The organism is Aeromonas sp. QDB23 (genome assembly GCF_027707745.1).
In the GTDB taxonomy this organism is placed as follows: domain Bacteria; phylum Pseudomonadota; class Gammaproteobacteria; order Enterobacterales; family Aeromonadaceae; genus Aeromonas; species Aeromonas allosaccharophila.
In genome coordinates, this window is sequence record NZ_JAPCJA010000044.1 from 16,459 (window position 1) to 42,433 (window position 25,975).

A 25,975-nucleotide genomic window follows, 5' to 3' on the forward strand; every position below is an offset into this window, starting at 1 on the left:
TCAAAAGAGCCCGCGACAGGGAACCAGCCCCTCGTTACAATGGCGTTACATAGCTGTGTTGACGCGCAGGCATTTGATTCATTGTGATTATTTCAACAAACGTAACGGCAAGGATGAAACCGTATGATGACGCTGGTGTGGTTGGCCGTGGGGCTGGTGTGTCTGGTGATGGGGGCCGAATCTCTGGTGCGGGGGGCGGCGCGCCTCGCCACCATGATGGGCATCTCCCCGTTGGTGGTGGGATTGACCATAGTGGCTTTTGGCACCAGTGCCCCTGAACTGGCGGTGAGCATCCAGTCTGGCCTCGAGGGGCAGGCGGGGATCGCCGTGGGTAACGTGGTCGGCAGCAATATCTTTAACGTGCTGTTTATTCTCGGTGTCTCGGCCTTGATCGTGCCGCTGGTGGTCTCCCAGCAACTGGTGCGCTTCGATGTGCCCCTGATGATCGCCATCTCGCTGCTGGTGCTGCTGTTTGGTTGGGATGGCCGTATTTCAGCCTTCGAAGGAGCGCTGCTGTTTGCCGGGGTCGTTGCTTACACCGCGTTTTTGTTTGTGCAGAGCCGCCGTGAAACCAAGGCGGTACAGGCGGAATATGAGCAGGAGTTTGGCCAAAAAGAGCCCGAGACGCCTCACAGCTTGCCCCGCAATCTGCTCTTTATCGTGGCGGGATTGGGGATGTTGATCCTGGGCTCCCGGCTGCTGGTCAGCAGCGCGGTGGAGATTGCCCACTACTTCGGGGTGAGCGATCTGGTGATCGGCCTCACCATCGTAGCCGTCGGCACCTCACTGCCGGAGGTGGTGACCTCCATCGTCGCCGCCCTGCGCGGGGAGCGGGATATCGCGGTGGGCAACGTGGTCGGCAGCAATATCTTCAATATCCTCTGCGTGCTGGGGCTCACCTCCATGGTGACGCCGGGAGGGCTCGAAGTGTCGGCCACCGCCCTGCAATTCGATATTCCGGTGATGATTGCGGTGGCGCTCGCCTGCCTGCCCATCTTCTTTACCGGTTACACCATCGCCCGTTGGGAAGGGGCGCTGTTTCTGGCCTACTACATCGGTTACACCAGCTGGCTGATCCTGCACGCCACATCCAGTCCGCTGCAAGGTCAGTTCAGTGCGGCGCTGACCGGTTTCGTGCTGCCGCTGACCGCTATCACTCTGGTTGTGCTGGCATTTCGTGCCTGGCGTTTGCAACGAACCCGGCCGTGACGCAGGTTTCCCTGAGGTAAAGGGAGCGGCATCAACCGACCGGCCGAAAAAAGCCCCACCATCACGGTGGGGCTTTTGCTTGGCGCTGAGGGGGCGCGCAGAGCCTTTATTGGCGCTTGGCCAGATGCATTCTGGCTTCCAGAACGGCGCCGCTAATTGATAACGCGGGCCTTGCCGATAGGCTTTATGTTCACGCTTATCTGCGCTGGGCCAGATGCATCATGGCTTCCAATACGGCGCCGCCGATAGCGCGGGCCTTGTCAGAGACGGTGGTGGCATCGGCGCGCTCTCCTCTGGGGTCGATATCGCCAATCTTGAAGCCGATCGGGACTTCGATGCCATCGCTGAGCAGCCCCCGCACCATGCCCGAGAGCGGCGCGATAATGGGAGCGTCCCCCACATGGGCAATCACATCTCCCTCCTGCACCAGGTCGCCGAGCTTGATCAGGCTCTTCATCACGCCGGGGGCGGGGGCGCGCACCACCCGGCGGGCGGAGTGCCCCTCGATCACCCCGGGAATGCCGGTATTGGGCTGGGCGGGGCCCTGATAGATGACCCGCCCCAGATGGTGGCCGCGGTTGGTTTCGATCACCGCATCGCAGTCGCGTCCCGCCTCAAAACCCGGGCCCAGGGCCACCGTAATGGGGGCCATCTCCTTGTGGGTACCGAGGTTCTGCTTGGCCAAAATGGCATCCACCAGATAGCGCGGTTTGAGCTCGGCGAGGGTGGCGCAGTCGGGGTCAACCAGCAGCGGAATGATGCCCCGATCCAGCTGCTCGAACGCCTGCTCGACGCTCTCGACCCGCTTGGCGCGCACGCCCTCGACACTGGTTTCTCCGTCAAACATCCCTTGGGCGAAGGCGACGGTGTGGCGGATCACCGTGGGTTTGTCGAGATCCAGCATCACCACCTTGAAGCCCGCATTGTGCAGCCGCAGCGCGACGCCGGTGGCGATATCGCCGGAGCCGCGCATCACCACCAGTTGATCCCGCTTGAGGCGCACATCATCCTGCATCAGGCCGCCTGCCTTGCCGTTTTTCACTTGCAGCAACTCGGCGAGGATGCTGATGGCGATCTCCTCGGGCGTCTCGGCACCGATGTTGTAGCCGATGGGGGCGTGCAAACGCTGCAGTTGCTCCTGACTCACCCCTTGCTGGCGCAGGGTCTGGGTGAAGGTCTGTACCTTGCGCTTGCTGGCGAGCAGCCCCAGATAGGCAAGGGGACGGTTTATCAGCCGTTCCAGCGCCTCCTTGTCCTGATGGTTGGTGGCGATGATGACGAAGTTGGCGGGCTCGATGGCCAGCGCCTCGATCACCGCGCTGATGGTATCGGCTTGTTTGAGATGGGTGCTGGCGGGGAAGTGATCGGGGTTGAGGCTCCCTTCAAAGCAGTCGCCCACATGGATATCAAAACCCAGCGGCGCGGCGGCATGGGCCAGCGCCCGGTTGACGTGACCGGCGCCGATCAGTACCAGACGGGGGCGCAGGCCGTAGACATCGATATAGACTGACATGGCGCCGCCACAATCCGACCCCACCGCATGTTCGCCGTTGCGGGCCATCCGGCCATGGAAGATGCGGGGTTTGCGCTCACCAATGGCCGCCACCGCCTCTTCGATCACCAGCCGTTCAATCATGCCGCCGCCGATGGTGCCGAGGATCTGGCCATCGGCCATCACCAGCATCTGGGCCTGATGGCGGGGCGTGGAGCCACGGCTCTCGATGATCTGGGCAATGGCAAACGGAGTGTTCTCCTGTTCCAGTCGGGCTGCGTGTGAAAAAAGATTCATAAGGTACCTCTTCTTATCCTTAAATCATCATGGGCGAGGCGGCTGTGCCTCATCCTGAGCGAAGTAGCCGAGTGCGTGGCGAATGGGCTGTGGCTCCCGTACCGCTCCCTGCCAGATGGCGTGGAGCTCGGGGTGCCGGGCCAGCAGGTTTATCAATGGCGGTAGCCATGACGGCTCATTTTGATAATCGCCATTGATAAACCAGATCCGGCGCGCCCTGGCCGGGGTGCCCTTGAACACCCCCTGAGGGTGGGAGAGCAGCTTGTGAAACAGTGCCCAGTCGAGCGGGTCACCGGCCTCTATCCCGCACAGGGCCTGGAATTCGGCCCAGCGGTGGATCTGCTGCGGGTCGGCCTTGGCTCCCACCATGGCGCCGCCCGTCAGGGCGATCACCCAATCACTGCTTTGGGGAATGCAAGGTTCGTGCAAAGCGGGCACTTTCAATAACTTGTGATTGGCGCCATCCGATTCGACCAGGATGAGATCGAAGCGCTGCTGCCCCTTGATGAGATCAATCTGCTGGGGTGTGGGGCCCGCCACCTTGCCGCTGGCCTGATCGATATGGCTGAACAGGGCGACCAGAGTCGGCTCATCGGGCAGTTGCTGACAGCGGGTCAGTTGGCGGACGGGATCGGCTTCCAGGATCAATTCCCGATAGTGTGACGGGGCAGGCAGAAACATCCGGGTGGTGGTGGTAATTAGCACCCTTTTACCCTGTTTATAAAAATATTCCGCCAGCCAGAACAGGGTGCTGGTTTTTCCACCGGCCCCGCAGAGGCTAATTAAGGTAGTATGGCTATCAATATTTTGGGTGAGCGGGTTTAATAGCGGATCTATATCTGGAAATGCGACAGCAACAGCGTGTGGGTGCGACATAATGACGACCAAAATAAATATCGAAGAGAGTGGAAAACAACGTTGCCAGGAACAAGTGCAGTGTGACTGTATAATAACGGCGGCGGGTTTATCTTCCCGAATGGGTACCTGGAAAATGATGCTACCTTATTGCCAGGGGACAATGCTTGATGCAAGTCTCAAAAATGCCCTGGCCTTTTGTCAGCGGGTTATTCTGGTGGTGGGCCATCGTGGCGAGGAGCTTCAAGAACGCTACCTTGAGCGGCCGGATATTGTTGTCGTCCACAATCCCGACTATCGGCAGGGGCTGGGCAGTTCGATCCGCTCTGCCCTGGCGGCCAGTGATGCTGACTACCTCTTTATCAGCCACGGGGATCTCCCCTGTATCCCGCGCGAGGTCTATCAACAGCTCTGGCTGGCACGGGGCTGTGAGGCACTCTTTCCCACCTGGCAGGGGGAGGCGGGCCATCCGGTGTTGCTGCCCAAATCCCTTGCCCGCGAGCTGGCAGCGGCCCCGGTGCAGCCGTCGGTACGGCGCTGGTTGCAAGGGCATCCCCACCGTATGGTGCCAGTCGACAGCCCCGCCATCCTGTTTGATGTGGATACCCCGGAGCGCTATCAGGCGCTGCTGGGCGGTGCGCTGGAAAATGAGACCGAGCGCGCGAAATAACCCTGTTTTAAAAAGATAACGGGGAGATAAATGGCGTATCAAAGTGATATTTCTCGCACTTAATCTGATAGTGCGAGTTCTTTTTAATCAGCTCATTCAGTAAGTTTCAGAGTGATTGATAACTACTCGCAATACCCATAATGGTGGCATCGAAAAATATCCTCATTAATTGGAGCTGTCTCACGCTTTCACCCTAAAAAATAGTTTTGTAGCTGGTGTGGCCTGATAGTTGCTCCTCTCCTTGCCAAGGGGTAATGCCCGTGCGGGATACCCCATTTATTCATGCTGCCAATGGGCAGAACAGCTGCAAGGAGATTGCCATGGGCGATATTATGCGACCCGTTCCGTTCAAGAACCTTCTGACCCGTATTTTCGCGGAATATAAAGAGAGTCAGAGCATTTTCGGTATTCCCGCCGCGCAATTCTATCGCAAGCAGGACGAGCGCAAGATCAAGGTGTTCGGTGAAACCTGCGAAACCCCCATCGGTCCGGCGGCTGGCCCCCATACCCAGCTGGCCCAGAATATCGTCACCTCCTGGCTGACCGGCGGGCGCTTTATCGAGCTCAAGACGGTGCAGATCCTGGACCGTCTCGAACTGGCAAAGCCCTGTATCGACGCCGAGGATGAGTGCTTCAACACCGAGTGGTCTACCGAGTTCACCCTGCCCAAGGCGTTCGACGAGTATCTGAAAGCCTGGTTTGCCCTCTACCTGCTGGAAGAGGTGTTCGACCCGCGCCTCGACGGAGAGGCCAAGTCCTTCATCTTCAACATGAGCGTGGGTTACAACCTCGACGGCATCAAACAGCCGCCGATGCAGCAGTTCATCCACAGTTTGAAGGATGCCAGCACCAGTCCGAAGTTTGCCGAGTACCAGCAAGTGCTGCGCGAGCTGGTGGCCGATGAGCAGTTTATCGCCGAGCTGGGACTGGGTGCCCGCCGCGATCGCCTGCAACAGCTGGTGGAGCGCATCCCGGCCAATCTGGTTCACGGCGTCACCCTCTCTACCATGCACGGCTGCCCGCCCAACGAGATTGAGGCCATCTGCCGCTACATGCTGGAAGAGAAGGGGCTCAACACCTTCGTCAAACTGAATCCGACCCTGCTGGGCTACCCGCGGGTGCGCGAGATCCTCGACACCTGTGGCTTTGATTACATTGGTCTGAGCGAAGAGTCGTTCGATCACGACCTCAAGCTGGATCAGGCCAAGGCGATGCTGACCCGATTGATGGCGCTGGGGGCCGAGAAGGGGCTCACCTTCGGGGTCAAGCTGACCAACACCCTCGGGACTATCAACCGCAAGGGGGCTCTGCCCGGCGATGAAATGTATATGTCCGGTCGCGCACTGTTCCCGCTCTCCATCAACGTGGCGGCCGTGCTGTCACGCGCCTTCGATGGCAAGCTGCCCATCTCCTACTCCGGTGGTGCCAGCAAGTTCAACATCGCGGAGATCTTCGAGACCGGTATTCGTCCCATCACCATGGCCACCGACCTGCTGAAACCGGGTGGCTACCTGCGCCAGATCGAGTGCCTCAAAGAGATAGATGCGTCGGGCAGCTGGGGCATGAGTCAGGTGGATGTGGCCAAGCTGGAAGCGCTTGCCGCCAAGGCCCTCACCATGGATTACACCCAGAAGGAGTGGAAGTCCGACGATCGTATCGAAGTGGGCGGCGGTCTGCCGATGACCGACTGCTACGTGGCGCCCTGCGTCACCGCCTGCGCTGTGCATCAGGATATCCCCGAGTACATTCGCCTGATGGGCGAGGGGGAATATGTGGCAGCCCTTGAGCTGATTTATCAGCGCAACGCCTTGCCCGCCATCACCGGCCATATCTGTGATCACCAGTGCCAGTACAACTGCACTCGTCTCGATTACGACAGCCCGCTCAATATCCGTGAACTGAAAAAAGTAGCGCTGGAGCGCGGCTGGGAAGGATACAAGGCGCGCTGGCACAAGCCGGCAGGCAGCGGTGACAAGCACCCGGTTGCGGTAATAGGTGCAGGCCCGGCCGGTCTCTCAGCCGGTTACTTCCTGGCCCGTGCCGGTCACCCGGTCACCGTGTTCGAGCGCGAAGCCGATGCCGGTGGCGTGGTCAAACACATCATCCCCGAGTTCCGCATCCCGGCTGAACTGATCCAGCACGACATCGACTTTGTCGCAGCTCACGGGGTCAAGTTCGAGTTTGGTTGCGATCCGGCGCTCACCGTCGACAAGCTGCACGCCCATGGCTTTACCTATGTTTTCGTTGGCATCGGTGCCGACAAGAATGGCGGCATGCGCCTCGATGGGGGTCACGAGCGGATTTACAAATCCTTCAACTTCCTGCGCAGTTTCAATCAGGGCAAGCCGCTGCCGCTGGGTCGCCATGTGGCGGTGATCGGTGCCGGCAACACCGCCATGGATTGCGCCCGTGCCGCCCTCAAGGTGCCGGGTGTCCGCGATGTGACCGTGATCTACCGTCGCAGCGAAAAAGAGATGCCCGCCTATCGCGAGGAGTACCTGGAAGCGGTGGAGGATGGGGTACGTTTCTGCTTCCTCACCAATCCGGAGCGCTTTGACAAAGATGGCAAGCTCACCGTGCGGATGATGGCGCTGGGGGATCCTGACGAGCAGGGCCGCCGCCGTCCGGTGCCCACCGAACAGACCGAAGTGATGCAGATGGATGCCTTGATCACCGCCATCGGCGAACAGCCTGACTGCGAAGTATTGAAAGCGATGGGCATTCCCCTTGGCAGCGATGGCTGGCCCGAGGTGGATAGCCAGACTGGCGAAACCAGCCGTCGCAACGTCTTCCTGATCGGTGACGTGCAGAGTGGCCCATCCTCCATCGTCGGTGCCATCGGTGGTGCCCGCCGCGCCGCAGATCTGGTACTGGCCCGCGAGCATATCGCTGGCAGTCAGGCCGAGGTATCAATCCAGCCGTCGGGCAAGGACGAGATCTACCGTCGCAAGGGAAGCATCGCCGTCACCATGGTCGACAAGAGCGAGCGGGAGGCCTTCGTGGCGCAAGAGGCGCACCGCTGCCTCGAGTGCAACTACCTCTGCAGCAAGTGCGTGGATGTCTGCCCCAACCGGGCCAACGTCGCCATCGCGGTGCCTGGCTTCAAGGACCAGTTCCAGACATTGCACCTGGATGCCTACTGCAACGAGTGCGGCAACTGCGCCCAGTTCTGCCCGTGGCAGGGCAAGCCCTATCAGGACAAGGTCACCATCTTCAGCCTGCCCGAGGACTTCGACAACAGCCGCAACCCCGGTTTCTATCTGGCGGATGGTGGTGAGCTGCGGGTGCGTCAGGGTGGCGAGACCTACCGTCTCACTATCGATGCCCAGAGCCGGATCAAGGATGCCCCCGAGGTGCTCGCAGACATGTGCCGGATCATCAGCCATGTCCACGCCCATCACCACTACCTGCTGGGGGCCGTCGAGGCCTGAGCGAATAACGAATAAGCGAAGGAGCAAACCATGTTTATTCTGAAAAACGTCACCGCCGTCCAGCTGGAGCCGACCCGGGTACTGGAAGGGGTGGATATCGCCATCGAGGGCACCCTTATCAAAGCGGTGGGGCCCAATCTGCGGGCCCTCTACCCGGAGGCCAACTATCGGGAGATGGGCGGCAAGCTGGTGATGCCGGGCATCGTCTGTGCCCACAACCACTTCTACTCCGGCCTGTCGCGGGGGATCATGGCCAACATCGCCCCCTGCCCGGACTTCATTTCTACCCTGAAAAACCTCTGGTGGCGGCTCGATCGGGCGCTCGATGAGGAGTCTCTCTACTACAGCGGTCTCATCTGCTCGCTGGAGGCGATCAAGAGTGGCTGCAGCGCGGTGATCGACCACCACGCCTCGCCCAACTTCATCAAGGGCTCCCTCAACGTGCTGCGCAAAGGGTTTATGGAGGCGGGTCTGCGCGGCATGACCTGCTTCGAGACCACGGATCGCAACGGCGGCCTCGCCGAGCTGCAGGCCGGGGTGGAGGAGAACATCCTGTTCGCCCAACAGATCGATGCGGCCAAGGCCAAGGGGAACGAACCCTATCTGGTGGAGGCCCACATCGGCGCTCACGCTCCCTTCACCGTGCCCGACGAAGGGCTGGCCATGCTGCGCGAAGCGCTGCAGGTCACCGGTCGTGGTCTGCATATCCATGTGGCGGAAGACCGCTACGACATGGCTCACGGCCACCACCACTATGGCAAGGAGCCGATTGCCCGGCTGGACGAGTTTGGCCTGATCGACAGCAAATCCTTGGTGGCCCACGGCATCTACCTGAGCCCGTCCGACATCGAGCTGCTTAACAGCCGCGATGCCTTTCTGGTGCACAACGCCCGCTCCAACATGAACAACCACGTGGGCTACAACATGCACCTGCCGGAGTATCGCAATCTGGCGCTCGGCACCGATGGCATCGGCTCCGACATGCTCGAAGAGCTCAAGTTTGCCTACTTCAAGCACAAAGATGCCGGCGGCGCGCTGTGGCCCGACAGCTTTGCGCGGTTCCTGTGGAACGGCAACACCCTGCTGGATCGCAACTTTGGCGCCAAATTTGGCCGCCTGGAGCCCGGCTACAAGGCCGACCTCACCATCTGCGACTACGACGCGCCGACCCCGCTGGCGCCACGCAACCTCGGTGGCCATCTCGCCTTTGGCATGGGCTCTGCCAGCGTCAACAGCGTGATGGTGGAGGGGCGCATGGTCTATCAGGATCGCGAGTTCCCGTTCGATGTCTCGCCCCTTTATGAGCAGGCCAGCAAGGTGGCTAGCCGCCTGTGGCAACGGATGGATCAGCTGGCCTAAGGCCACCTTCCACAGTTTTGGACCGGATTGCCCGCCCTGTGGATCACCCTCGGCGGCGGGCAGCAAGAGTAAGGACGACACATGATTGAGCAATTCTTCCGACCCGAACAACTGGGTCAGGCTTTGGAACTCAAGGCCAGCTTCGGCAACGACGCCGTCTACATGGGGGGCGGCAGCAAGCTTAACGCCGCTCCGACCCGCACCGACAAGAAGGTCGCCATCTCGCTGGAGAAGCTGGGGCTTGACCAGATTGAGCAGCAGCACGGCCAGCTCCATATCGGCGCAACCGTTACCCTGCAGACCCTGAAAGAGGATCCCCGTACCCCGGCCGCCCTGTGCGAGGCGCTGGGGTTTGTCTACTCCCGCCATCTGCGCAATCAGGCCACCATCGGCGGCGAACTTGCCTGCCAACAGCAGGACTCCCCCTTGCTGCCGGTGCTGCTGGTGCTCGAAGCGGTGGTCGTGCTGGAGAACAACCTGCTGCAACCCATCGACGCCTATCTGGCGGATCAGCGCAATGCCCTGGTGCTGGGGATTGTGCTGCCGGAGCCTGAACTGCGCTGCGCCATTCGCCGCATCAGCCGCAACGCTGACGGGCTGGCGGTGATGACCGCCGCCGTGGCCCTCGACAGCATTGGCGAGATGCGGGTGGCCGTCGCTGGCGTCACCCCGCAGCCGATGCGTCTGCGGGATCTGGAGCGCCGCGATCTGCACGATGCCGCGCTGGAGGCCGCCGTGAGCGAGCTGATTTCGCCCCGCGAGGATCTGGCGGGCAGCGTGAGTTACAAGCGGTATATCACCGGCGTGGTAGTGGCGGATCTGCTGGTGGACTGCCAGCAGCAGGAGGTGCAAGCATGATGGAACTCAACTTTACCCTGAACGGTGCCCTGCGTACCGTCATCTGCAAGGCCGGTGACAATGCCCAGCGGGTGCTGTTCAATCAGTGCCGGATGCACTCGGTGCGCAACAGTGACGACGGCTTCGGTTTTGCTGGCTCCGACGCCATTCTCTTCAACGGCAAGGTGATCAACGCCTCCCTGCTGATCGCCGCCCAGCTGGAGGGCGCGCAGGTGCGCACCGCCGAGTCGCTGGGCAGCTGGAACCAGCTCAGTCTGGTGCAGCAGGCGATGGTGGACGTGGGGGTGGTGCAGTCCGGCTACAACGATCCGGCCGCGGCGCTGATTGTCACCGACCTGCTTGATCGTCATCCCGAGCCCAGCCGTGATCAAATCGACGACGCCCTCTCTGGCCTGTTTCACCGCGATGGCGGTTACCAGCAGTTCTATCAGGCCATCGAGCTTGCCTGCTCACGGATGAAGGACCCGGATTATCTGTGCCAGATCGCCCCGGAGTTTCGCGACGACCTGCGCCATATCGGAAAGAGCTGCCCGAAAGTGGACGCCGCCAAGATGGTGCAGGCCAAGCCCTGCTACGTGGAGGATCGGGTTACCGACGATGCGCTGATCATCAAGATGCTGCGCAGCCCCCATCCCCATGCGGTGATCACCAAACTCGATGTGAGCCGCGCCGAGGCGCTGCCGGGTGTGGTGCATGTCATTACTTATCTCAACTGCCCGGATGTGTTTTACACCCCGGGTGGCCAGAGTGCCCCCGAGCCGTCACCGCTCGATCGCCGCATGTTCAGCCGCAAGGTGCGCCACGTCGGTGATCGTGTCGCCGCCGTGGTGGCCGAGAGCGAAGCGGTCGCGCTGGCGGCCCTGAAACTCATCGATGTCGAGTATCAGGTGCTGCCTGCGGTTATGAACATCGATGAAGCGATGGCCCCCAATGCACCGCTGGTCCACGACGAACCCATCATCTACATGGCTGGTGCCCCTGCGGATCTCGAGCAGCAGAACGCCTGCTCGGTACGCCGTGGCGACGAGCACATGATCATCAACTTCCCCATCGGCTCTCGCCCGCACGAGAACCTGGCCGCCAGCGTCCATGGCCAGATCGGTGATGTGGCAAAAGGCTTTGCCGAGGCGGACGAAATTGTCGAGCGCACCTACGAATCGACCCAGGCCCAGCAGTGCCCGACCGAGCCGCACATCTGCTTCACCTACATGGATGGGGATCGTCTGGTTATTCACGCCTCCACCCAGGTGCCGTGGCACGTGCGCCGTCAGGTGGCACGTATCGTCGGCCTCAAGCAACATCAGGTGCACGTGATCAAGGAGCGGGTAGGGGGCGGCTTTGGCTCCAAGCAGGATATCCTGCTGGAAGAGGTGTGCGCCTGGGCGACCAAGGTCACCGGCCGCCCCGTCACCTTCCGCTATACCCGTGAAGAGGAGTTCATCAGCAACACCTCCCGCCACGTGGCCAAGGTGAAGGTGAAAGTGGGGGCCAAGAAAGATGGCACCATCACCGCCATCGAGATGGATTTCCGCGCCAATACCGGCCCTTACGGTAACCACTCCCTGACGGTGCCGAGTAACGGCCCGGCGCTCTCTTTGCCGCTCTATCCGTGCGACAACGTGCGCTTTACCGTCAACACCTACTACAGCAACATCTGCCCGACCGGCGCCTATCAGGGTTACGGCGCGCCCAAGGGCAACTTCGCGCTGACCATGGCGATTGCCGAACTGGCCGAGCGACTCGGCATCGATCAGCTCGACATGGTGGAGCACAACAGGGTGCACGAAGGGGATATCCTCAAGGTGTTGGGTGCCATCGGTGAGGGCAAGATGCCGACTTCTGTGCCCCACGCCGCCAGCTGTGCCCTCGAACCCATCCTCAAGCAGGGTCGCGAGTTGATTGCCTGGGATAGCCCCAAACCCGCTGACGGGGATTGGCGCATCGGCCGTGGTGTCGCCATCATCATGCAAAAATCGGGGATCCCGGACATCGATCAGGCTAACTGCATGGTCAAGCTGGAATCGGACGGCACCTTTATCGTCCACTCCGGTGGCGCCGATATCGGCACCGGCCTCGATACCGTGGTGGCCAAACTGACCGCCGAGGTGCTCGGTTGCCCGCTCAGCGATGTGCATGTGATCTCTGGCGACACCGACCACGCCCTGTTCGACAAGGGGGCCTACGCCTCGTCCGGTACCTGCTTCTCCGGCAACGCAGCCAAGATGGCGGCCGAGAACCTCAAGGCGAAGATCCTGTTCCACGGCGCCGCCATGCTGGGCGAGCCGGTTGAGGATGTGGAACTGGTTCACCCGGGTATCGTGCGCGGCAAGCAGGGGGAAGTGACCCTCGCCAAGCTGGCCCACAAGGCGGAGACCGGCACCGGCTTCGGTATTCTGGTGGGCACCGCCAGCTACATCACCTCGGAGCTTGCCTTCCCGTATGGGGCCAACTTCGCCGAGGTGGCGGTCAACGTCAGAACTGGCGAGATCCGTCTCGACAAGTTCTACGCCCTGCTCGACTGCGGTACTCCCATCAACCCGGAACTGGCCCTCGGCCAGATCTACGGGGCGACCATGCGGGCCATCGGCCACACCATGAGCGAGGAGATCTGCTACGACAGCAAGGGCATCCCGCTGACCCGGGATCTCAAGAGCTATGGCGCGCCCAAGATTGGCGACATTCCGCGCGATTTCCGGGCCTTCCTGGTACCGAGTGATGACAAGGTCGGCCCCTACGGCGCCAAGTCCATCTCGGAGATCGGGGTGAACGGTGCGGCGCCCGCCATCGCCACCGCCATCCACGACGCCTGCGGTGTCTGGCTGCGCAAGTGGCACTTCACGCCGGAGCAGATCCTGCGCGAACTGGGCAAGCTGGAGCCAAAAGTGTCGGCATAACAAAAGAAAAGGTGAGGGGCGGGTGAACGCTCGCCCCCAGCGCCTGACGGCGGAATGAGTACTCCGCCTCCATTCTGTGTGATGGGACAAACACGATGTCTAAAACAACACGCAAGCACTCTGATCTTATTTACGAGCTGGAAGACAAACCCCCGTTTTATCAAACCCTGATGGGCGCAGTGACCCATCTGCTGGCGATTTTTGTTCCCATGGTGACCCCGGCGTTGATTGTCGGCGGCGCGCTGGGCCTCTCCACCGAGACCACCGCCTATCTGGTCTCCATGGCGATGATCGCCTCCGGTATCGGCACCTGGCTGCAGGTGAATCGTTATGGCCCCATCGGTTCGGGGCTGCTCTCCATCCAGTCGGTCAACTTCTCCTTCGTGACCGTGATGATCGCGCTCGGCGGCGCCATGAAGAAAGATGGTATCCACGAGGAGCTGATTGTCTCGACCCTGCTCGGGGTCTCCTTTGTCGGCGCCTTTCTGGTGATGGGCTCCTCCTTTGTATTGCCCTATCTCAAGCGGGTGATCACCCCGACCGTGAGCGGGGTAGTAGTGCTGATGATTGGTCTGAGCCTTATCAAGGTGGGGATCATCGACTTTGGCGGCGGCTTCTCCGCCATGAGCAGCGGCACCTTTGGCAAATACGAGAACATCGGGCTGGGGCTGCTGGTGCTCTGCGTCATCGTCGCCTTCAACTGCAGCCGAAGCCCCTTGCTTCGCATGAGCGGGATCGCTATCGGTCTGATGGTGGGCTATGCGGTGGCCCTGATGCTCGGCATGGTGGATTTCTCTGCCCTTGAGAACCTGCCGCTTATCACTGTGCCAATTCCGTTCAAGTACGGTTTCTCCTTCGATTTTCACGCCTTTCTGCTGGCGGGCACCATCTATCTGCTGAGCGTGCTGGAGGCAGTGGGTGACATTACCGCTACCGCCATGGTCTCCCGGCGGGAGATCCAGGGCCCCGAGTTTCAAAAACGCCTCTCCGGCGGCGTGCTGGCCGACGGTCTGGTATCGGTGATCGCCTCGGCACTCGGCTCCCTGCCTCTGACCACCTTTGCCCAGAACAACGGGGTGATCCAGATGACCGGGGTGGCATCCCGTCATGTGGGCAAGTTTATTGCCGTCATGCTGGTGCTGCTGGGGCTCTTCCCTGTAGTAGGGCGCTTCTTCACCACCATACCGTCGCCGGTGATGGGTGGGGCCATGGTCATCATGTTCTCCATGATCGCCATCGCCGGTGGTCGCATCATCATCAGTCACGGCTTCGATCGGCGCGAGACCCTGATTGTTGCCACCTCGCTGGGGTTGGGGCTCGGCGTCTCCTACGACCCGAACGTCTTCAAGGTGTTGCCGGCGGGTATCTACATGCTGGTGGAGAACCCCATCTGCGCTGGCGGCATCACCGCCATCATCATGAATCTGGTGTTGCCGCAAAGCCGCAAGCGCAAGGCGGCTATCAAGGATGCCGAGGCAGTGGAGGTGATCCAGCTGAGCGACAAACCGGATGTGATCTTTACCGCCCGCAGTGCGGGTCAGCCAGGGGGCAGGAAGGGTGAGGATTCACCAGAGCCAGTGCCCGGGCAAGCGGTGGTGCCACAAGTGGAACGGATCTGACGGTTAAACCGACAAAAAACGTCAACAGAACAAGAAAAACAGGGAAACGGTTATGAAAAACGACAACTCTGTCAAAGCGGTGCGTGGCAGCTTCTTCGATATCACCCGGGTGGTGGATCAGCCCGAGGAGATTGAGGCCAATGCCCGTCTTATCGAGGATGGCCTGCTGATCATTCGCAACGGCTGCATCGACTGGTTCGGTCAGTGGGAGGAGGGCAAGGATCGCATTCCGGCCGAGGTGCGGGTGCGCGATTACCGCGGCAAGATGATAGTGCCGGGTTTTGTCGATACCCACATTCACTATCCCCAAAGCGAGATGGTGGGGGCCTATGGCGAGCAACTGCTGGAGTGGCTCAACCGCCACACCTTCCCGGCCGAGCGGCGCTACAACGACCTCGAATATGCCCGCGAGATGTCCACCTTCTTTATCAAGCAGCTGCTGCGCAACGGCACCACCACGGCGCTGGTGTTCGGCACCGTCCACCCCGAGTCGGTGGATGCCCTGTTCGAGGCGGCGAGCCGCATCAATATGCGGATGATCGCCGGCAAGGTGATGATGGATCGCAATGCGCCCGACTATCTGCTCGATACCGCCGAGAGCAGTTATGTGCAGAGCAAGGCGCTTATCGAGCGCTGGCACGGCAACGGTCGCCTGCTCTATGCCATCACACCACGATTTGCACCCACCTCGACACCCGAGCAGCTGGCGATGGCGCGGCGACTGCGCGAAGAGTTTCCCACCACCTATCTGCACACCCATCTGTGTGAAAACAAGGACGAGATCGCCTGGGTGAAATCCCTCTTTCCGGCGCATAAGGGTTATCTCGATGTCTATCACCAGCACGGGCTGACCGGCCACAACTGCGTGTTTGCCCACTGCGTCCATCTGGAAGAGCAGGAGTGGGATTGCCTGAAAGAGACCGGCTCCACCATCGCCTTCTGCCCCACCTCCAATCTTTATCTCGGCAGTGGGCTGTTCAAGCTGCACAAGGCGTGGCGCAAGCAGGTGAAGGTGGGGATGGGCACCGACATCGGCGCGGGCACCACCTTCAACATGCTGCAGACCCTCAACGAGGCCTACAAGGTGATGCAACTGCAGGGCGAGCGGCTCTCGGCCTATCAGGCCTTCTATCTGGCCACGCTGGGCGGGGCCCATTCGCTCGGGCTTGACGAGAAGATCGGCAGCTTTGCGGTGGGCAAGGAGGCGGATTTCGTGGTGCTCGACCCGGTCGCCACCCCGTTGCAGCAGCTGCGTTATGACAACTCCACCACCCTGCGGGACAAGCTCTTTGTGTTGCTGACCCTGGGGGATGACAGGTCCATCTACCGCACCTATGTGGATGGCCAACTGGTACACGAACGGGGGTAGGGAATAGAGGGTGCTGCCTCGGCGCAGCCCCGCAGAATACGGAGGCTGGCGTACTCCAACGGGGGCGCCGGTTCCGCGGCACGACAGGGGATCTCCCCGCAACAGAAGGTGAAATGGCCCGGTTTTTTGACCAGCAAGGCAAACGTTTGAGTCAAAGCTGCCTCTCCTGGTCTCTCTGTCGCTTCAGGCTGTCACTGCACAGGCTGGCATCGACAGATCCGCAGATCCTGCCGCCATTTCGTCATGGAACATTCAGGCGCGTGTGAAGGAGTTGGGTATGACCCAAGCAAACAGCAGGATTAACAGCGTGGAAGGGCAGGCGAATAGTGACGCCAGCCAGAGCGCATCGCAGCAACAGCCGCTCACGGCACTTGATCGCTACTTTATGATCAGCGAGCGGGGCAGCAATATCAGACAGGAGGTACTGGCGGGTCTCACCACCTTCCTCGCCATGGTCTACTCGGTGATCGTGGTGCCGAGCATGCTCGGCAAGGCAGGCTTTCCCCCCGGCGCCGTGTTTGTCGCCACCTGCCTGGTGGCGGGTTTCGGTTCGCTCTTGATGGGGCTCTGGGCCAAGTTGCCGATGGCCATCGGTTGCGCCATCTCGCTGACTGCGTTTACCGCCTTCAGTCTGGTGCTGGGGCAGCAGATCCCGATCCCGGTGGCGCTGGGCGCCGTCTTCCTGATGGGGGTGCTCTTTACCGCCATCTCGGTGACCGGGGTGCGTAGCTGGATCCTCGACAACCTGCCGATGGGGATTGCCCACGGCACCGGTATCGGGATTGGTCTCTTCCTGCTGCTCATCGCCGCCAACGGGGTGGGGCTGGTGATCAAGAACCCGCTGGAGGGGCTGCCGGTGGCGCTGGGGGCCTTTACCTCCATGCCGGTCATCATGTCCCTGATCGGCCTGGCGGTGATCTTCGGGCTGGAGAAGCTGAAAGTACCGGGGGGGATCCTGCTGGTGATCATCGCCATCTCCATCTTTGGTCTCATTTTCGATCCGGCGGTGAAGTATCAGGGGCTATTCGCCCTGCCGAGCCTCTCGGACGCGCAAGGTCAGTCCCTGATCTTCAGTCTGGATATCATGGGGGCCCTCTCGCCGCTGGTGTTGCCGAGCGTGCTGGCGCTGGTGATGACGGCGGTATTTGATGCCACCGGCACCATCCGGGCGGTAGCGGGGCAGGCCAACCTGCTCGATAAAGATGGTCACATCATCAACAGCGGCAAGGCGCTCAGTGCCGACTCGGTCAGCAGCATCTTCTCCAGTCTGGTGGGGGCGGCCCCGGCTGCCGTCTATATCGAATCGGCAGCAGGCACGGCGGCGGGGGGCAAAACCGGCCTGACCGCGACCGTGGTCGGCGGCCTGTTCCTGCTGATGCTGTTCCTCTCGCCGCTCTCCTATCTGGTGCCGGCCTATGCCACCGCGCCAGCCCTGATGTATGTGGGGCTCTTGATGCTGAGCAATGTCACCAAGCTCGATTTCGATGACTTTGTCGGCGCCATGTCCGGGCTGGTGTGTGCGGTCTTTATCGTGCTTACCTGCAACATCGTCACCGGCATCATGCTGGGCTTCAGCTCGCTGGTGATCGGCCGCATCTGCTCGAAGGAGTGGCACAAGCTCAACGTCGGCACCGTGGTCATCGCCCTGGCGCTGGTGCTCTTTTATGCTGGGGGGTGGGCTATTTAGGGATAACCCTCCCGTTTGGGGTCGCACTGGCGGCCCCATTTTTATGCCTGCGTTTTTTATATCTGCTTATGTCTGCGGCGCTCAGCCCGCCCACGCGTGCTATCACGCCTCGGTAGTCTCCGCAGTTGGGTGGTGTCATCGCGGTACCATTTTGATAAATCCCCCTACCAGATTGATAGGCTCTCGCCCTTGTTGTCCTCGCCATGCCGCTTTTTTCACCGCCGATGCGCCCCATGTGCTCAGGAGCAGTGCTTGGTCACTCGCAATGGGCCAACAAAAGCGGGTTAGATGGGATCCCCTTCACACTTCTCCCCATTGTCCTGACGATGGTGGGAAACAGGCGCATATCTTGCTGTTTTTTATGCCGGTTCCAGATTTTTCCCTTCGAAAAAAGGACTTGCATATGTCCATAGGATTACCGCTCAAGCGGGTGGATGCCGAGGCCAAGGTGACCGGCAGCGCCCGCTATACCGATGACAACATCATGCTCGGGATGCGCCACGCCAAGTATGTGCGAAGCAATATCGCCCACGGCAAGGTGCTCGCCATCGATGCGACCGAGGCGCTGGCCCTGCACGGGGTCGAAGCCGTGTTTACTCATGAAGATGTGCCCGCCACCTGTTTTCGCACCGCCGGCCACGCCTGGTCCCTCGATGAGGCCAAGCGGGATGTGAAAGACCGCCGCCTGCTCACCGACCATGTACGTCACTTTGGTGATGGGGTCGCCATAGTTGTGGCGCGCGATCCGCTGGTTGCCGAGAAGGCTGCCGCGTTGGTCAAGGTGACCTACGAGCCGCTGCCGGTGATGACGGATGCCCAAAGCGCGCTGGCCGACGGTGCCTATCCCATCCACCCGAGCGGCAATCTGCTGCGCCAAAGCCAGCTTCGTGCCAATGATCCGGAGCAGGCCATTGCGGCGGCAGATCTGCAGTTTCAGGCACACTATCGGACGCCAGTGGTGCAGCATTGCCATCTGGAGACGGTGACCTGCTACGCCTACATGGATCAGCCGGACCACATCATCGTCGTCAGCAGTACCCAGATCCCCCAGATAGTGCGCAGCCGGGTGGCCAAGTCCCTCGGCCTGCCCTGGTCCAGCGTGCGGGTGATCAAGCCCTATATGGGCGGCGGTTTTGGCAACAAGCAGGATGTGCTGGAAGAGCCGATGGCGGCGTTTTTGAGCTACAAGCTCGGCGGCGTACCGGTCAAGGTGACCCTGAGCCGGGAGGAGTGCTTCTTCGCCTCCCGCACCCGTCACGGCTTTGCCATCGACGGCAAGATGGGCCTCAACCGCGACGGCACCCTCAAGGGCTATCAGCTCGATGTACTCTCCAACACCGGCGGCTATGCCTCTCACGGCCACTCCATCGCCAGTGCTGGTGGCAACAAGATCAGTTACCTCTATCCGCGCAGCGCCTTCGGCTATGACGCCAAGACTTTCTACAGCAACCTGCCCACTGCCGGTGCCATGCGCGGTTACGGCGCGCCGCAGGTGATTTTTGCCCTCGAGTGCATGCTGGATGATGCCTGCGCCGAGTTGGGGTTAGACCCGCTCGATGTGCGGATCGCCAACGTGGCGCGAGAAGGAGATGTCAATCAGGTCAACCAGAAGACCATCTACAGCGCGGGGCTGCCAGACTGCCTGCTGCGTGGTCGCGAGATGTTCGAGTGGGATCGGCTCAAGGCCGAGTGCTTGGGGCAGGATCCGGCGAGCCGGGTGCGGCGTGGCATCGGGGTAGCGTGCTTTAGCTACGGTTCCAATACCTATCCGGTGGGGGTCGAAATTGCCGGTGCCCGTATGCTGCTCAACCAGGATGGCACCGTCAATCTGCAGATCGGCGCCACCGAGATAGGGCAGGGGTCGGATACCGTCTTTGCCCAGATGGCGGCCCAGACTCTGGGGATCCCGTTTGAGCAGATCCGGGTCATCTCGACTCAGGATACCGACATCACCGCCTACGATCCGGGCTCGTTCGCCTCGCGCCAGAGCTATGTGGCGGCCCCCGCTATCCATCAGGCGGCGCTGCAACTGCGGGCCCGCATTTTGTCGCTTGCAGCCCAGCTCTGCCATCAGGATGTGGGATCCCTGACCCTGATCGATGGTTATGTGGTGCTGGCCGGTGCGCCGGACAAGGTGCTGATCAGCGTGGCCGAGGTGTCGGTCAACGCCTATTACCACCTCACCATCGGCGGCCAGATCACCGCCGAGGTCTCCCACAAGACCACCACCAACCCGCCGAGTTTCGGCTGTACCTTTGTCGATCTCAGCGTCGATATCGATCTCTGCAAGGTGACCATCAATCGCATCATTAACCTGCACGATGCCGGCAAGATCCTCAATCCGCAGCTGGCAGAGGGGCAGGTGCACGGTGGCATGGGGATGGGGATCGGCTGGTCGCTGTTTGAGGAGATGATCATCGACGCCAAGACCGGCGTGGTACGTAACCCCAACCTGCTCGACTACAAGTTCCCCACCATGCTGGACTTGCCCGAACTCGAATGCGACTTCGTGCAGACCTATGAGCCCCAGTCGGTCTATGGCCACAAATCACTGGGGGAACCGCCCATTATCTCGCCGGGCCCCGCTATCCGTAACGCCATTCGCATGGCGACCGGGGTGGCCATCAACGAGCTGCCCATCACCCCCAAAACCCTGTTTCGGGAGTTTGTCGCGGCGGGTTTGATTGGCGAGGGCTCAGGGGAGGAGCAACACCATGTTTGATATTGCCCGTTACTACAAGGCGCACAGCGTGGCCGAGGCGGTCGCCCTGCGTCAGGCCGACCCCGAGGCGCGCCTGCTGGCCGGTGGCACCGATGTGATGATCCAGCTTCATCACCTCAACGCCGCCTACCGCCATATCGTCGATATTCACGACTTGCCCGAGCTTAAAGGGGTAAGCGAGTTGCCTGATGGGTCGATCCGTATCGGCTCCGGCACCACCTTTACCGAGATCATCGAAAACGAGCTGGTGCAGCGCCGCCTGCCGATGCTGGCCGAGGCGGCCGCCACCATCGCCGGGCCGCAGATCCGCAACGTCGCCACCTATGGCGGCAATATCTGCAACGGTGCCACCAGTGCCGACTCGGCGGCGCCGACGGTTGCGCTGGAAGCCGAGCTGGAAATTGCCGGGCCAGACGGCACACGCCGCATCCCCATCGCCGGTTTTCACACCGGCCCCGGCAAGGTGGCGCTGCAACCGGCGGAGATCCTGGTGGCGTTTCACTTTGCCCCGGACTCACACCCCCATGTGGGATCCCACTACTTCAAATACGCCATGCGGGGTGCCATGGATATCGCCACCATCGGCTGCGCCGCCTACTGCCAGATTGAGGATGGCCACTTCAAGAGTCTGCGGCTGGCCTATGGCGTGGCGGCTCCGACTCCGGTGCGCACCCCTCACGCGGAAGCCGCGGCCGAGGGGCAACCGCTGACTCGCGCTACACTGGCAGCGATTGCCGAGGCGGTGGTGGCCGATGTGGCGCCGCGTTCCTCCTGGCGGGCAGAGAAGGAGTTTCGCCTGCACCTTATCAAAACCCTGGCGCAGCGGGTGGTCGCCTGCGCAGTCGAACGTGCCGGAGGCAAGATCCTATGATGCAACCGCAAACCTGTCCCGCCGTAGAGATCCAGTGCGAAATCAACGGCAAACCCTACTCCTATGCGGTGTCGCCCACCATGTCGCTGCTTCATTTCCTGCGTCAGCAGGGGCTTATCAGCGTGAAAGAGGGGTGCAGTGTCGGCGAGTGTGGCGCCTGTACCGTGCGGGTGAATGGCACCGCCATCGACAGCTGCCTCTATCTGGCGGTCTGGGCCGATGGCAAATCCATTCGCACCGTGGAGGGGGAGCGCAAAGGCAATGAGCTCTCCGACGTGCAGCAGGCCTTTATCGACGAGGGGGCGGTGCAGTGCGGTTTTTGCACCCCTGGCCTCGTGATGGCGAGCGCGGCCCTGCTCGACAAGACCGAGCGCCGCCCCTTGACCGATGCGGAGATCCGCCGCGGGCTTTCAGGCAACCTCTGCCGCTGCACCGGTTATCAGAACGTGGTGCGGGCGGTGAAAAAGTGCTGCAAGGAGTGATAGTTCGGGGGCCGTGACCGTGAGTGGTGCGCGCCGTTGTTTGAAAAAAGGAAATCAAGCCGCCCCAAAAACCACAGGCCCACCTCGAAAGAGGCGGGCCTGCTGCTGACTGGCGCCAGGAGACATCACACTTTTGGCTGGTCGATCACCAGTTTGCCATCCTTGACCGGAATGGTGGCGCCGGGGGCTTGCTTCATGCGGATCACTCCCTCTTGACCTGCGAGGCGATAGGTCACGTCATAACCGATGGTGTTGACGCTGCTATCCTGCACAGTTTTGCAGCGCTGCTCGGTGGTGGTGTAGGTATCCCCCGCCTGCATATTGCCCTGCACCTGATTACCGGCATAACCCCCCGCAACCGCTCCGGCTGCGGTGGCCACCTTCTTGGGGAGCCCGCAGAATTCGGAAAAAATCGTACGCTAAGGTTTTCCGGGCATCCGTAAGGGCCGAAACTTCCCGTCTTCCAGTCTGCGGCTCTGCCGCCAGACGTAATCGCCGGTTAGGTTGATGTGCTCCCAGCCCAGCGGCGACAGGAATTGCAGCAGCTCGCCGTCCACCGGCTTGCCGGCCTCGACCAACCCCTGGGTGGCGCGTTCCAGGTACACCGTGTTCCACAGCACGATAGCCGCCGTCACCAGGTTGAGGCCGCTGGCCCGGTAGCGCTGCTGCTCGAAGCTCCGATCCCTGATTTCCCCAAGGCGGTTGAAGAACACCGCCCTGGCCAGCGAGTTGCGCGCCTCACCTTTGTTCAGGCCGGCATGCACGCGGCGGCGCAGTTCAACACTTTGCAGCCAGTCCAGGATGAACAGCGTGCGCTCGATCCGGCCCAGCTCGCGCAGGGCCACGGCCAGTCCGTTCTGGCGCGGGTAGCTGCCGAGCTTGCGCAGCATCAGCGAGGCGGTGACGGTGCCCTGCTTGATCGAGCTGGCCAGGCGCAGGATGTCGTCCCAGTGGGCACGCACGTGCTTGATGTTCAGGGTGCCGCCGATCAGCGGGCGCAACGTCGGGTAGGCTTGCACGCCCTGCGGCACGTACAGCTTGGTTTCGCCGAGGTCGCGGATGCGCGGCGCGAAGCGGAAGCCTAGCAGGTGCATCAGGGCAAAGACGTGATCGGTGAAGCCGGCCGTGTCGGTGTAGTGCTCCTCGATCCGCAGGTCGGACTCGTGGTACAGCAGGCCGTCGAGCACATAGGTGGAATCGCGGACGCCGACATTCACCACGCGGGTGCTGAACGGCGCGTACTGGTCGGAGATATGGGTATAGAACAGCCGTCCCGGCTCGCTACCGTACTTCGGGTTGACGTGCCCGGTGCTCTCGCCCCGGCCACCCGCGCGGAAGCGCTGGCCATCGGAGGATGAGGTCGTGCCGTCGCCCCAGTGGGCGGCAAAGGCGTGGCGATACTGGTGGTTGACCAGCTCGGCCAAGGCCGCCGAATAGGTTTCGTCGCGGATGTGCCAGGCTTGCAGCCAGGACAGCTTGGCGTAGGTCAGGCCGGGGCTCGACTCGGCCATCTTGGTCAGCCCGAGGTTGATCGCATCACCGAGGATTGCGGACAGCAGCAACGTCCTGTCTTTGGCCTCGGCCCCGTCCTTCAAGTGGGTGAAGTGGCGGCTGAAGCCCGTCCAGTCGTCCACGTCCATCAGCAGTTCGGTGATCTTGATGCGCGGCAGTAACTGGCTGGTTTGGTCGATCAGCGCCTGCGCCCGATCCGGCACCGCCGCATCCAGCGGGGTGATTTTCAGCCCTGACTCGGTGAGGATGGCATCGGGCAGCTCGTTGTCCTTGGCCAGGCGGGTGACGGTGGCCAACTGCTCGTCCAGCAGCTGCAAACGCTCTTCCAGGTACTGGTCGCTGTTCGGGTTGATCGCCAGGGGCAGGGCCTGCTCGCGCTTGAGTGCGGCGAACTTCTCGGCCGGCAGCAGGTAGTCGTCGAAGTCGCGGAACTGCCGCGAGCCCTTGACCCAGATGTCGCCGGAGCGCAGGGCGTTCTTCAGCTCGGACAGGGCGCAGATTTCGTAGAATTTCCGGTCGAGGCCTTCCGGGGTGATCACCAGCGGCTTCCAGCGCGGCTTGATGAAGGCCGTGGGTGCATCGGCCGGCACCTTGCGCAGGTTGTCGGCGTTCATCTCACGCAGGGTCTGCACGGCTGCCAGCACGCCTTGCGCGGCCGGCGCGGCGCGCAGTTCCAGCACCTCCAGCAAGGCCGGCGTGTAACGGCGCAGGGTGGCGAAGTTCTCGCCGACCAGGTGCAGGTGGTCGAAGCCTTCCGGCCGGGCCAGCAGCTCGGCCTCGCTGACGCTCTCGGTGAACTCGTCCCAGGGAATCACCGCCTCGATGGCGGCATAGGGGTCGCTGCCGCTTTCCTTCGCTTCCAGCAGCGCCTGGCCGATCCTGGAGTACAGGCGCACCTTGTCGTTGATCGCCTTGCCCTGCTTCTGGAACTGCTGCTGATGCTTGTGCTTCGCGCCGCTGAACAGCTTGACCAGGATGCGGTCATGCAGATCGACCAGCTCATCGATCACGGTCGCGGTGCTCTCCAGCACCACGGCGGCCAGGGTCGCGTAGCGGCGCTGCGGCTCGAACTTACCGAGGTCTTTGGGCGTCATCTGCCCACCCTCGCGGGCCAGCTTGAGCAGGCGGTTCTGGTGGATGTGCCGGCCCAGGCCTTCGGGCAAGTCCACCAACTGAAATGTCTTCAGCCGCTCGATGTGTTCCAGCATGTGCCGAGAGTTGGGTTTCAGCGGTGCCTGGCGCAGCCAGGTCAACCAGGTGATGCTGCTGCCGGCCTTGAGCTTCAACAGCTCGTCCAGCTTGGCCCGATGCGAGTCCGTGAGTGGTTCGACCAGGGCGCGGTAGACCCGCCGATTGGCTCGCGCAATGGCTTCCGAGCAGGCCCGGTCAATCACGCTCAGCGCCGGCAGGATGCGTCGTTTCTGCCGTAGGCTCTCCAGGGCCTGACCGGCCAGCAGCAAGCCTTTGTCGGTCTGCTGGGCCAGCTCGGTTAGCTCGCGCACCAGGGCGCGGAAGTCGGACAGGCCGAACGGGGCCAGTTGCAGGTAGGTGCGCAGTTCCTGGGCATGCTCGCGACGGGTCACGTCGCGCTCGCCGTACTTTGCCCAGCTCGCCGGCTCGGCCTGGACTTGCTTCGCCACCCACAGGATGACCGGCTCGGGCAGCTCGCTGTCGGTTCCCAGCGCGTAACCGGGGTAGCGCAGCAGGCAGAGCTGCACGGCGAAGCCGAGGCGGTTGGCGTCGCCGCGTCGCTGGCGGATCAGCGACAGGTCGGAGTCGTTGAAGGTGTAGTAGCGGATCAGGTCATCCTGGCTTTCCGGCAGCGCAAGCAGGGTGTCCCGCTCCGTGGCCGAGAGGATCAAGCGACGCGGCATGTGTCAGTCGTCCGTGCGGAGGTACTGGTAGAGGGTTTCCCGGCTGATGTTGAACTCGCGGGCAAGCTGCGCCTTGGGCTCGCCGGCCGTCGCTCGCTGCCGCAGGGTAGCAGCCTGCTCATCGGACAGGGCTTTCTTGCGGCCCCGGTACGCGCCACGCTGCTTGGCCAAGGCGATGCCCTCACGCTGCCGCTCGCGGATCAGGGCGCGCTCGAACTCAGCGAAGGCCCCCATCACCGACAGCATCAGGTTGGCCATCGGCGAGTCCTCGCCAGTGAACACCAGGCCCTCCTTCAGGAACTCGATGCGCACGCCGCGCTGAGTCAGCTTCTGTACCAAGCGACGCAGGTCATCGAGGTTGCGGGCCAGCCGATCCATGCTGTGCACCACCACTGTATCGCCTTCGCGGACGAAGCTCAGCAGCGCTTCGAGCTGGGGGCGCTGGGTGTCCTTGCCCGATGCCTTGTCGGTGAACACCTTGCTCACCTGGGTTTGTTCCAGCTGGCGTTCCGGGTTCTGGTCAAAGCTGCTGACCCGGACGTAGCCGATGCGGTGCCCCTGCACGATGTCTCCTTGGTTGAAGGCGGCTTAAGTGCACTTTCTGTTCCGTTGTGCCTCAAAGCCCATTTCTGTCAGGCTGAAATCTATAACCTTCGCGGGCATGTGTCAAAAAATGGGAAAGCAGACTCTATTCTGACTGTCGTTTTCAGAAGACGGCTGCACTGAACGTCAGAAGCCGACTGCACTATAGCAGCGGAGGGGTTGGATCCATCA

Annotated in this window: 16 protein-coding genes and 1 pseudogene; 12 read left to right on the forward strand and 5 right to left on the reverse strand. The window is 61.8% G+C overall.

The window, feature by feature from the left end; all coding sequences use genetic code 11:
* The first annotated feature begins 123 nt into the window (after nt 1-123).
* Nucleotides 124-1,209: a calcium/sodium antiporter gene (locus tag PG888_RS16910; protein WP_270693869.1), complete on the forward strand. Its 1,086-nt coding sequence runs from the start codon at nt 124-126 to the stop codon at nt 1,207-1,209.
* A 196-nt stretch (nt 1,210-1,405) separates the two neighbouring features.
* On the opposite strand, the gene yqeB is transcribed toward PG888_RS16910, so the two are convergent.
* Together yqeB and yqeC are read right to left on the reverse strand one after the other, a co-directional pair.
* Nucleotides 1,406-2,998 (reverse strand): selenium-dependent molybdenum cofactor biosynthesis protein YqeB, encoded by a 1,593-nt coding sequence (gene yqeB / locus PG888_RS16915; protein ID WP_182939641.1) that lies wholly within the window; start codon nt 2,996-2,998, stop codon nt 1,406-1,408.
* A gap of 27 nt (nt 2,999-3,025) precedes the next feature.
* Nucleotides 3,026-3,874, reverse strand: coding sequence for a selenium cofactor biosynthesis protein YqeC (yqeC, locus tag PG888_RS16920; RefSeq protein ID WP_182939642.1), 849 nt, complete (start codon nt 3,872-3,874; stop codon nt 3,026-3,028).
* Between the two features lies 1 nt (nt 3,875).
* On the opposite strand from yqeC, the gene mocA reads away from it, so the two are divergent.
* From mocA to xdhC, 11 genes are all read left to right on the forward strand, one after another.
* Complete coding sequence (gene mocA / locus PG888_RS16925; RefSeq protein WP_269475377.1) at nt 3,876-4,523, forward strand: molybdenum cofactor cytidylyltransferase; 648 nt, start codon at nt 3,876-3,878, stop codon at nt 4,521-4,523.
* Nucleotides 4,524-4,843: 320 nt separating this feature from the next.
* Nucleotides 4,844-7,954: a putative selenate reductase subunit YgfK gene (gene ygfK / locus PG888_RS16930; protein ID WP_182939643.1), complete on the forward strand. Its 3,111-nt coding sequence runs from the start codon at nt 4,844-4,846 to the stop codon at nt 7,952-7,954.
* 30 nt (nt 7,955-7,984) lie between these two features.
* Nucleotides 7,985-9,313: a putative aminohydrolase SsnA gene (gene ssnA / locus PG888_RS16935; protein WP_182939644.1), complete on the forward strand. Its 1,329-nt coding sequence runs from the start codon at nt 7,985-7,987 to the stop codon at nt 9,311-9,313.
* Between the two features lie 81 nt (nt 9,314-9,394).
* A complete protein-coding gene (gene ygfM, locus PG888_RS16940; protein WP_182939645.1) occupies nt 9,395-10,171 on the forward strand; it encodes a molybdopterin-dependent oxidoreductase FAD-binding subunit in 777 nt (258 codons plus the stop codon).
* A complete protein-coding gene (locus tag PG888_RS16945; RefSeq protein WP_232093643.1) occupies nt 10,168-13,065 on the forward strand; it encodes a molybdopterin-dependent oxidoreductase Mo/Fe-S-binding subunit in 2,898 nt (965 codons plus the stop codon). Before ygfM ends, PG888_RS16945 begins: the two co-directional genes overlap by 4 nt.
* 95 nt (nt 13,066-13,160) lie before the next feature.
* On the forward strand, nt 13,161-14,684 hold the full coding sequence (locus PG888_RS16950; RefSeq protein ID WP_182939646.1) for a nucleobase:cation symporter-2 family protein: 1,524 nt from the start codon (nt 13,161-13,163) through the stop codon (nt 14,682-14,684).
* A 52-nt stretch (nt 14,685-14,736) separates the two neighbouring features.
* Nucleotides 14,737-16,053: a guanine deaminase gene (guaD, locus tag PG888_RS16955; RefSeq protein ID WP_042062623.1), complete on the forward strand. Its 1,317-nt coding sequence runs from the start codon at nt 14,737-14,739 to the stop codon at nt 16,051-16,053.
* Between the two features lie 385 nt (nt 16,054-16,438).
* Nucleotides 16,439-17,740: an NCS2 family permease gene (locus PG888_RS16960; RefSeq protein WP_197931153.1), complete on the forward strand. Its 1,302-nt coding sequence runs from the start codon at nt 16,439-16,441 to the stop codon at nt 17,738-17,740.
* A gap of 403 nt (nt 17,741-18,143) precedes the next feature.
* Nucleotides 18,144-20,462, forward strand: a complete 2,319-nt coding sequence (gene xdhA, locus PG888_RS16965; RefSeq protein WP_270693871.1) for a xanthine dehydrogenase molybdenum-binding subunit XdhA — start codon at nt 18,144-18,146, stop codon at nt 20,460-20,462.
* Nucleotides 20,455-21,333 (forward strand): xanthine dehydrogenase FAD-binding subunit XdhB, encoded by an 879-nt coding sequence (xdhB, locus tag PG888_RS16970; protein ID WP_182939647.1) that lies wholly within the window; start codon nt 20,455-20,457, stop codon nt 21,331-21,333. Before xdhA ends, xdhB begins: the two co-directional genes overlap by 8 nt.
* Nucleotides 21,330-21,815 carry a xanthine dehydrogenase iron sulfur-binding subunit XdhC gene (gene xdhC, locus PG888_RS16975; protein WP_182939648.1) on the forward strand — a complete coding sequence of 162 codons (486 nt, stop codon included), beginning with the start codon at nt 21,330-21,332 and terminating at the stop codon, nt 21,813-21,815. Before xdhB ends, xdhC begins: the two co-directional genes overlap by 4 nt.
* A gap of 125 nt (nt 21,816-21,940) precedes the next feature.
* Here the strand turns inward: xdhC and PG888_RS16980 are convergent.
* From PG888_RS16980 to PG888_RS16990, 3 genes and pseudogenes are all read right to left on the reverse strand, one after another.
* Nucleotides 21,941-22,210: pseudogene (locus PG888_RS16980) on the reverse strand (glycine zipper 2TM domain-containing protein); the annotation flags it as partial.
* Between the two features lie 24 nt (nt 22,211-22,234).
* Nucleotides 22,235-25,201 carry a Tn3-like element TnAs1 family transposase gene (locus PG888_RS16985; RefSeq protein ID WP_001138014.1) on the reverse strand — a complete coding sequence of 989 codons (2,967 nt, stop codon included), beginning with the start codon at nt 25,199-25,201 and terminating at the stop codon, nt 22,235-22,237.
* 3 nt (nt 25,202-25,204) lie between these two features.
* Complete coding sequence (locus tag PG888_RS16990; protein WP_001161490.1) at nt 25,205-25,765, reverse strand: recombinase family protein; 561 nt, start codon at nt 25,763-25,765, stop codon at nt 25,205-25,207.
* Nucleotides 25,766-25,975: the final 210 nt, after the last annotated feature.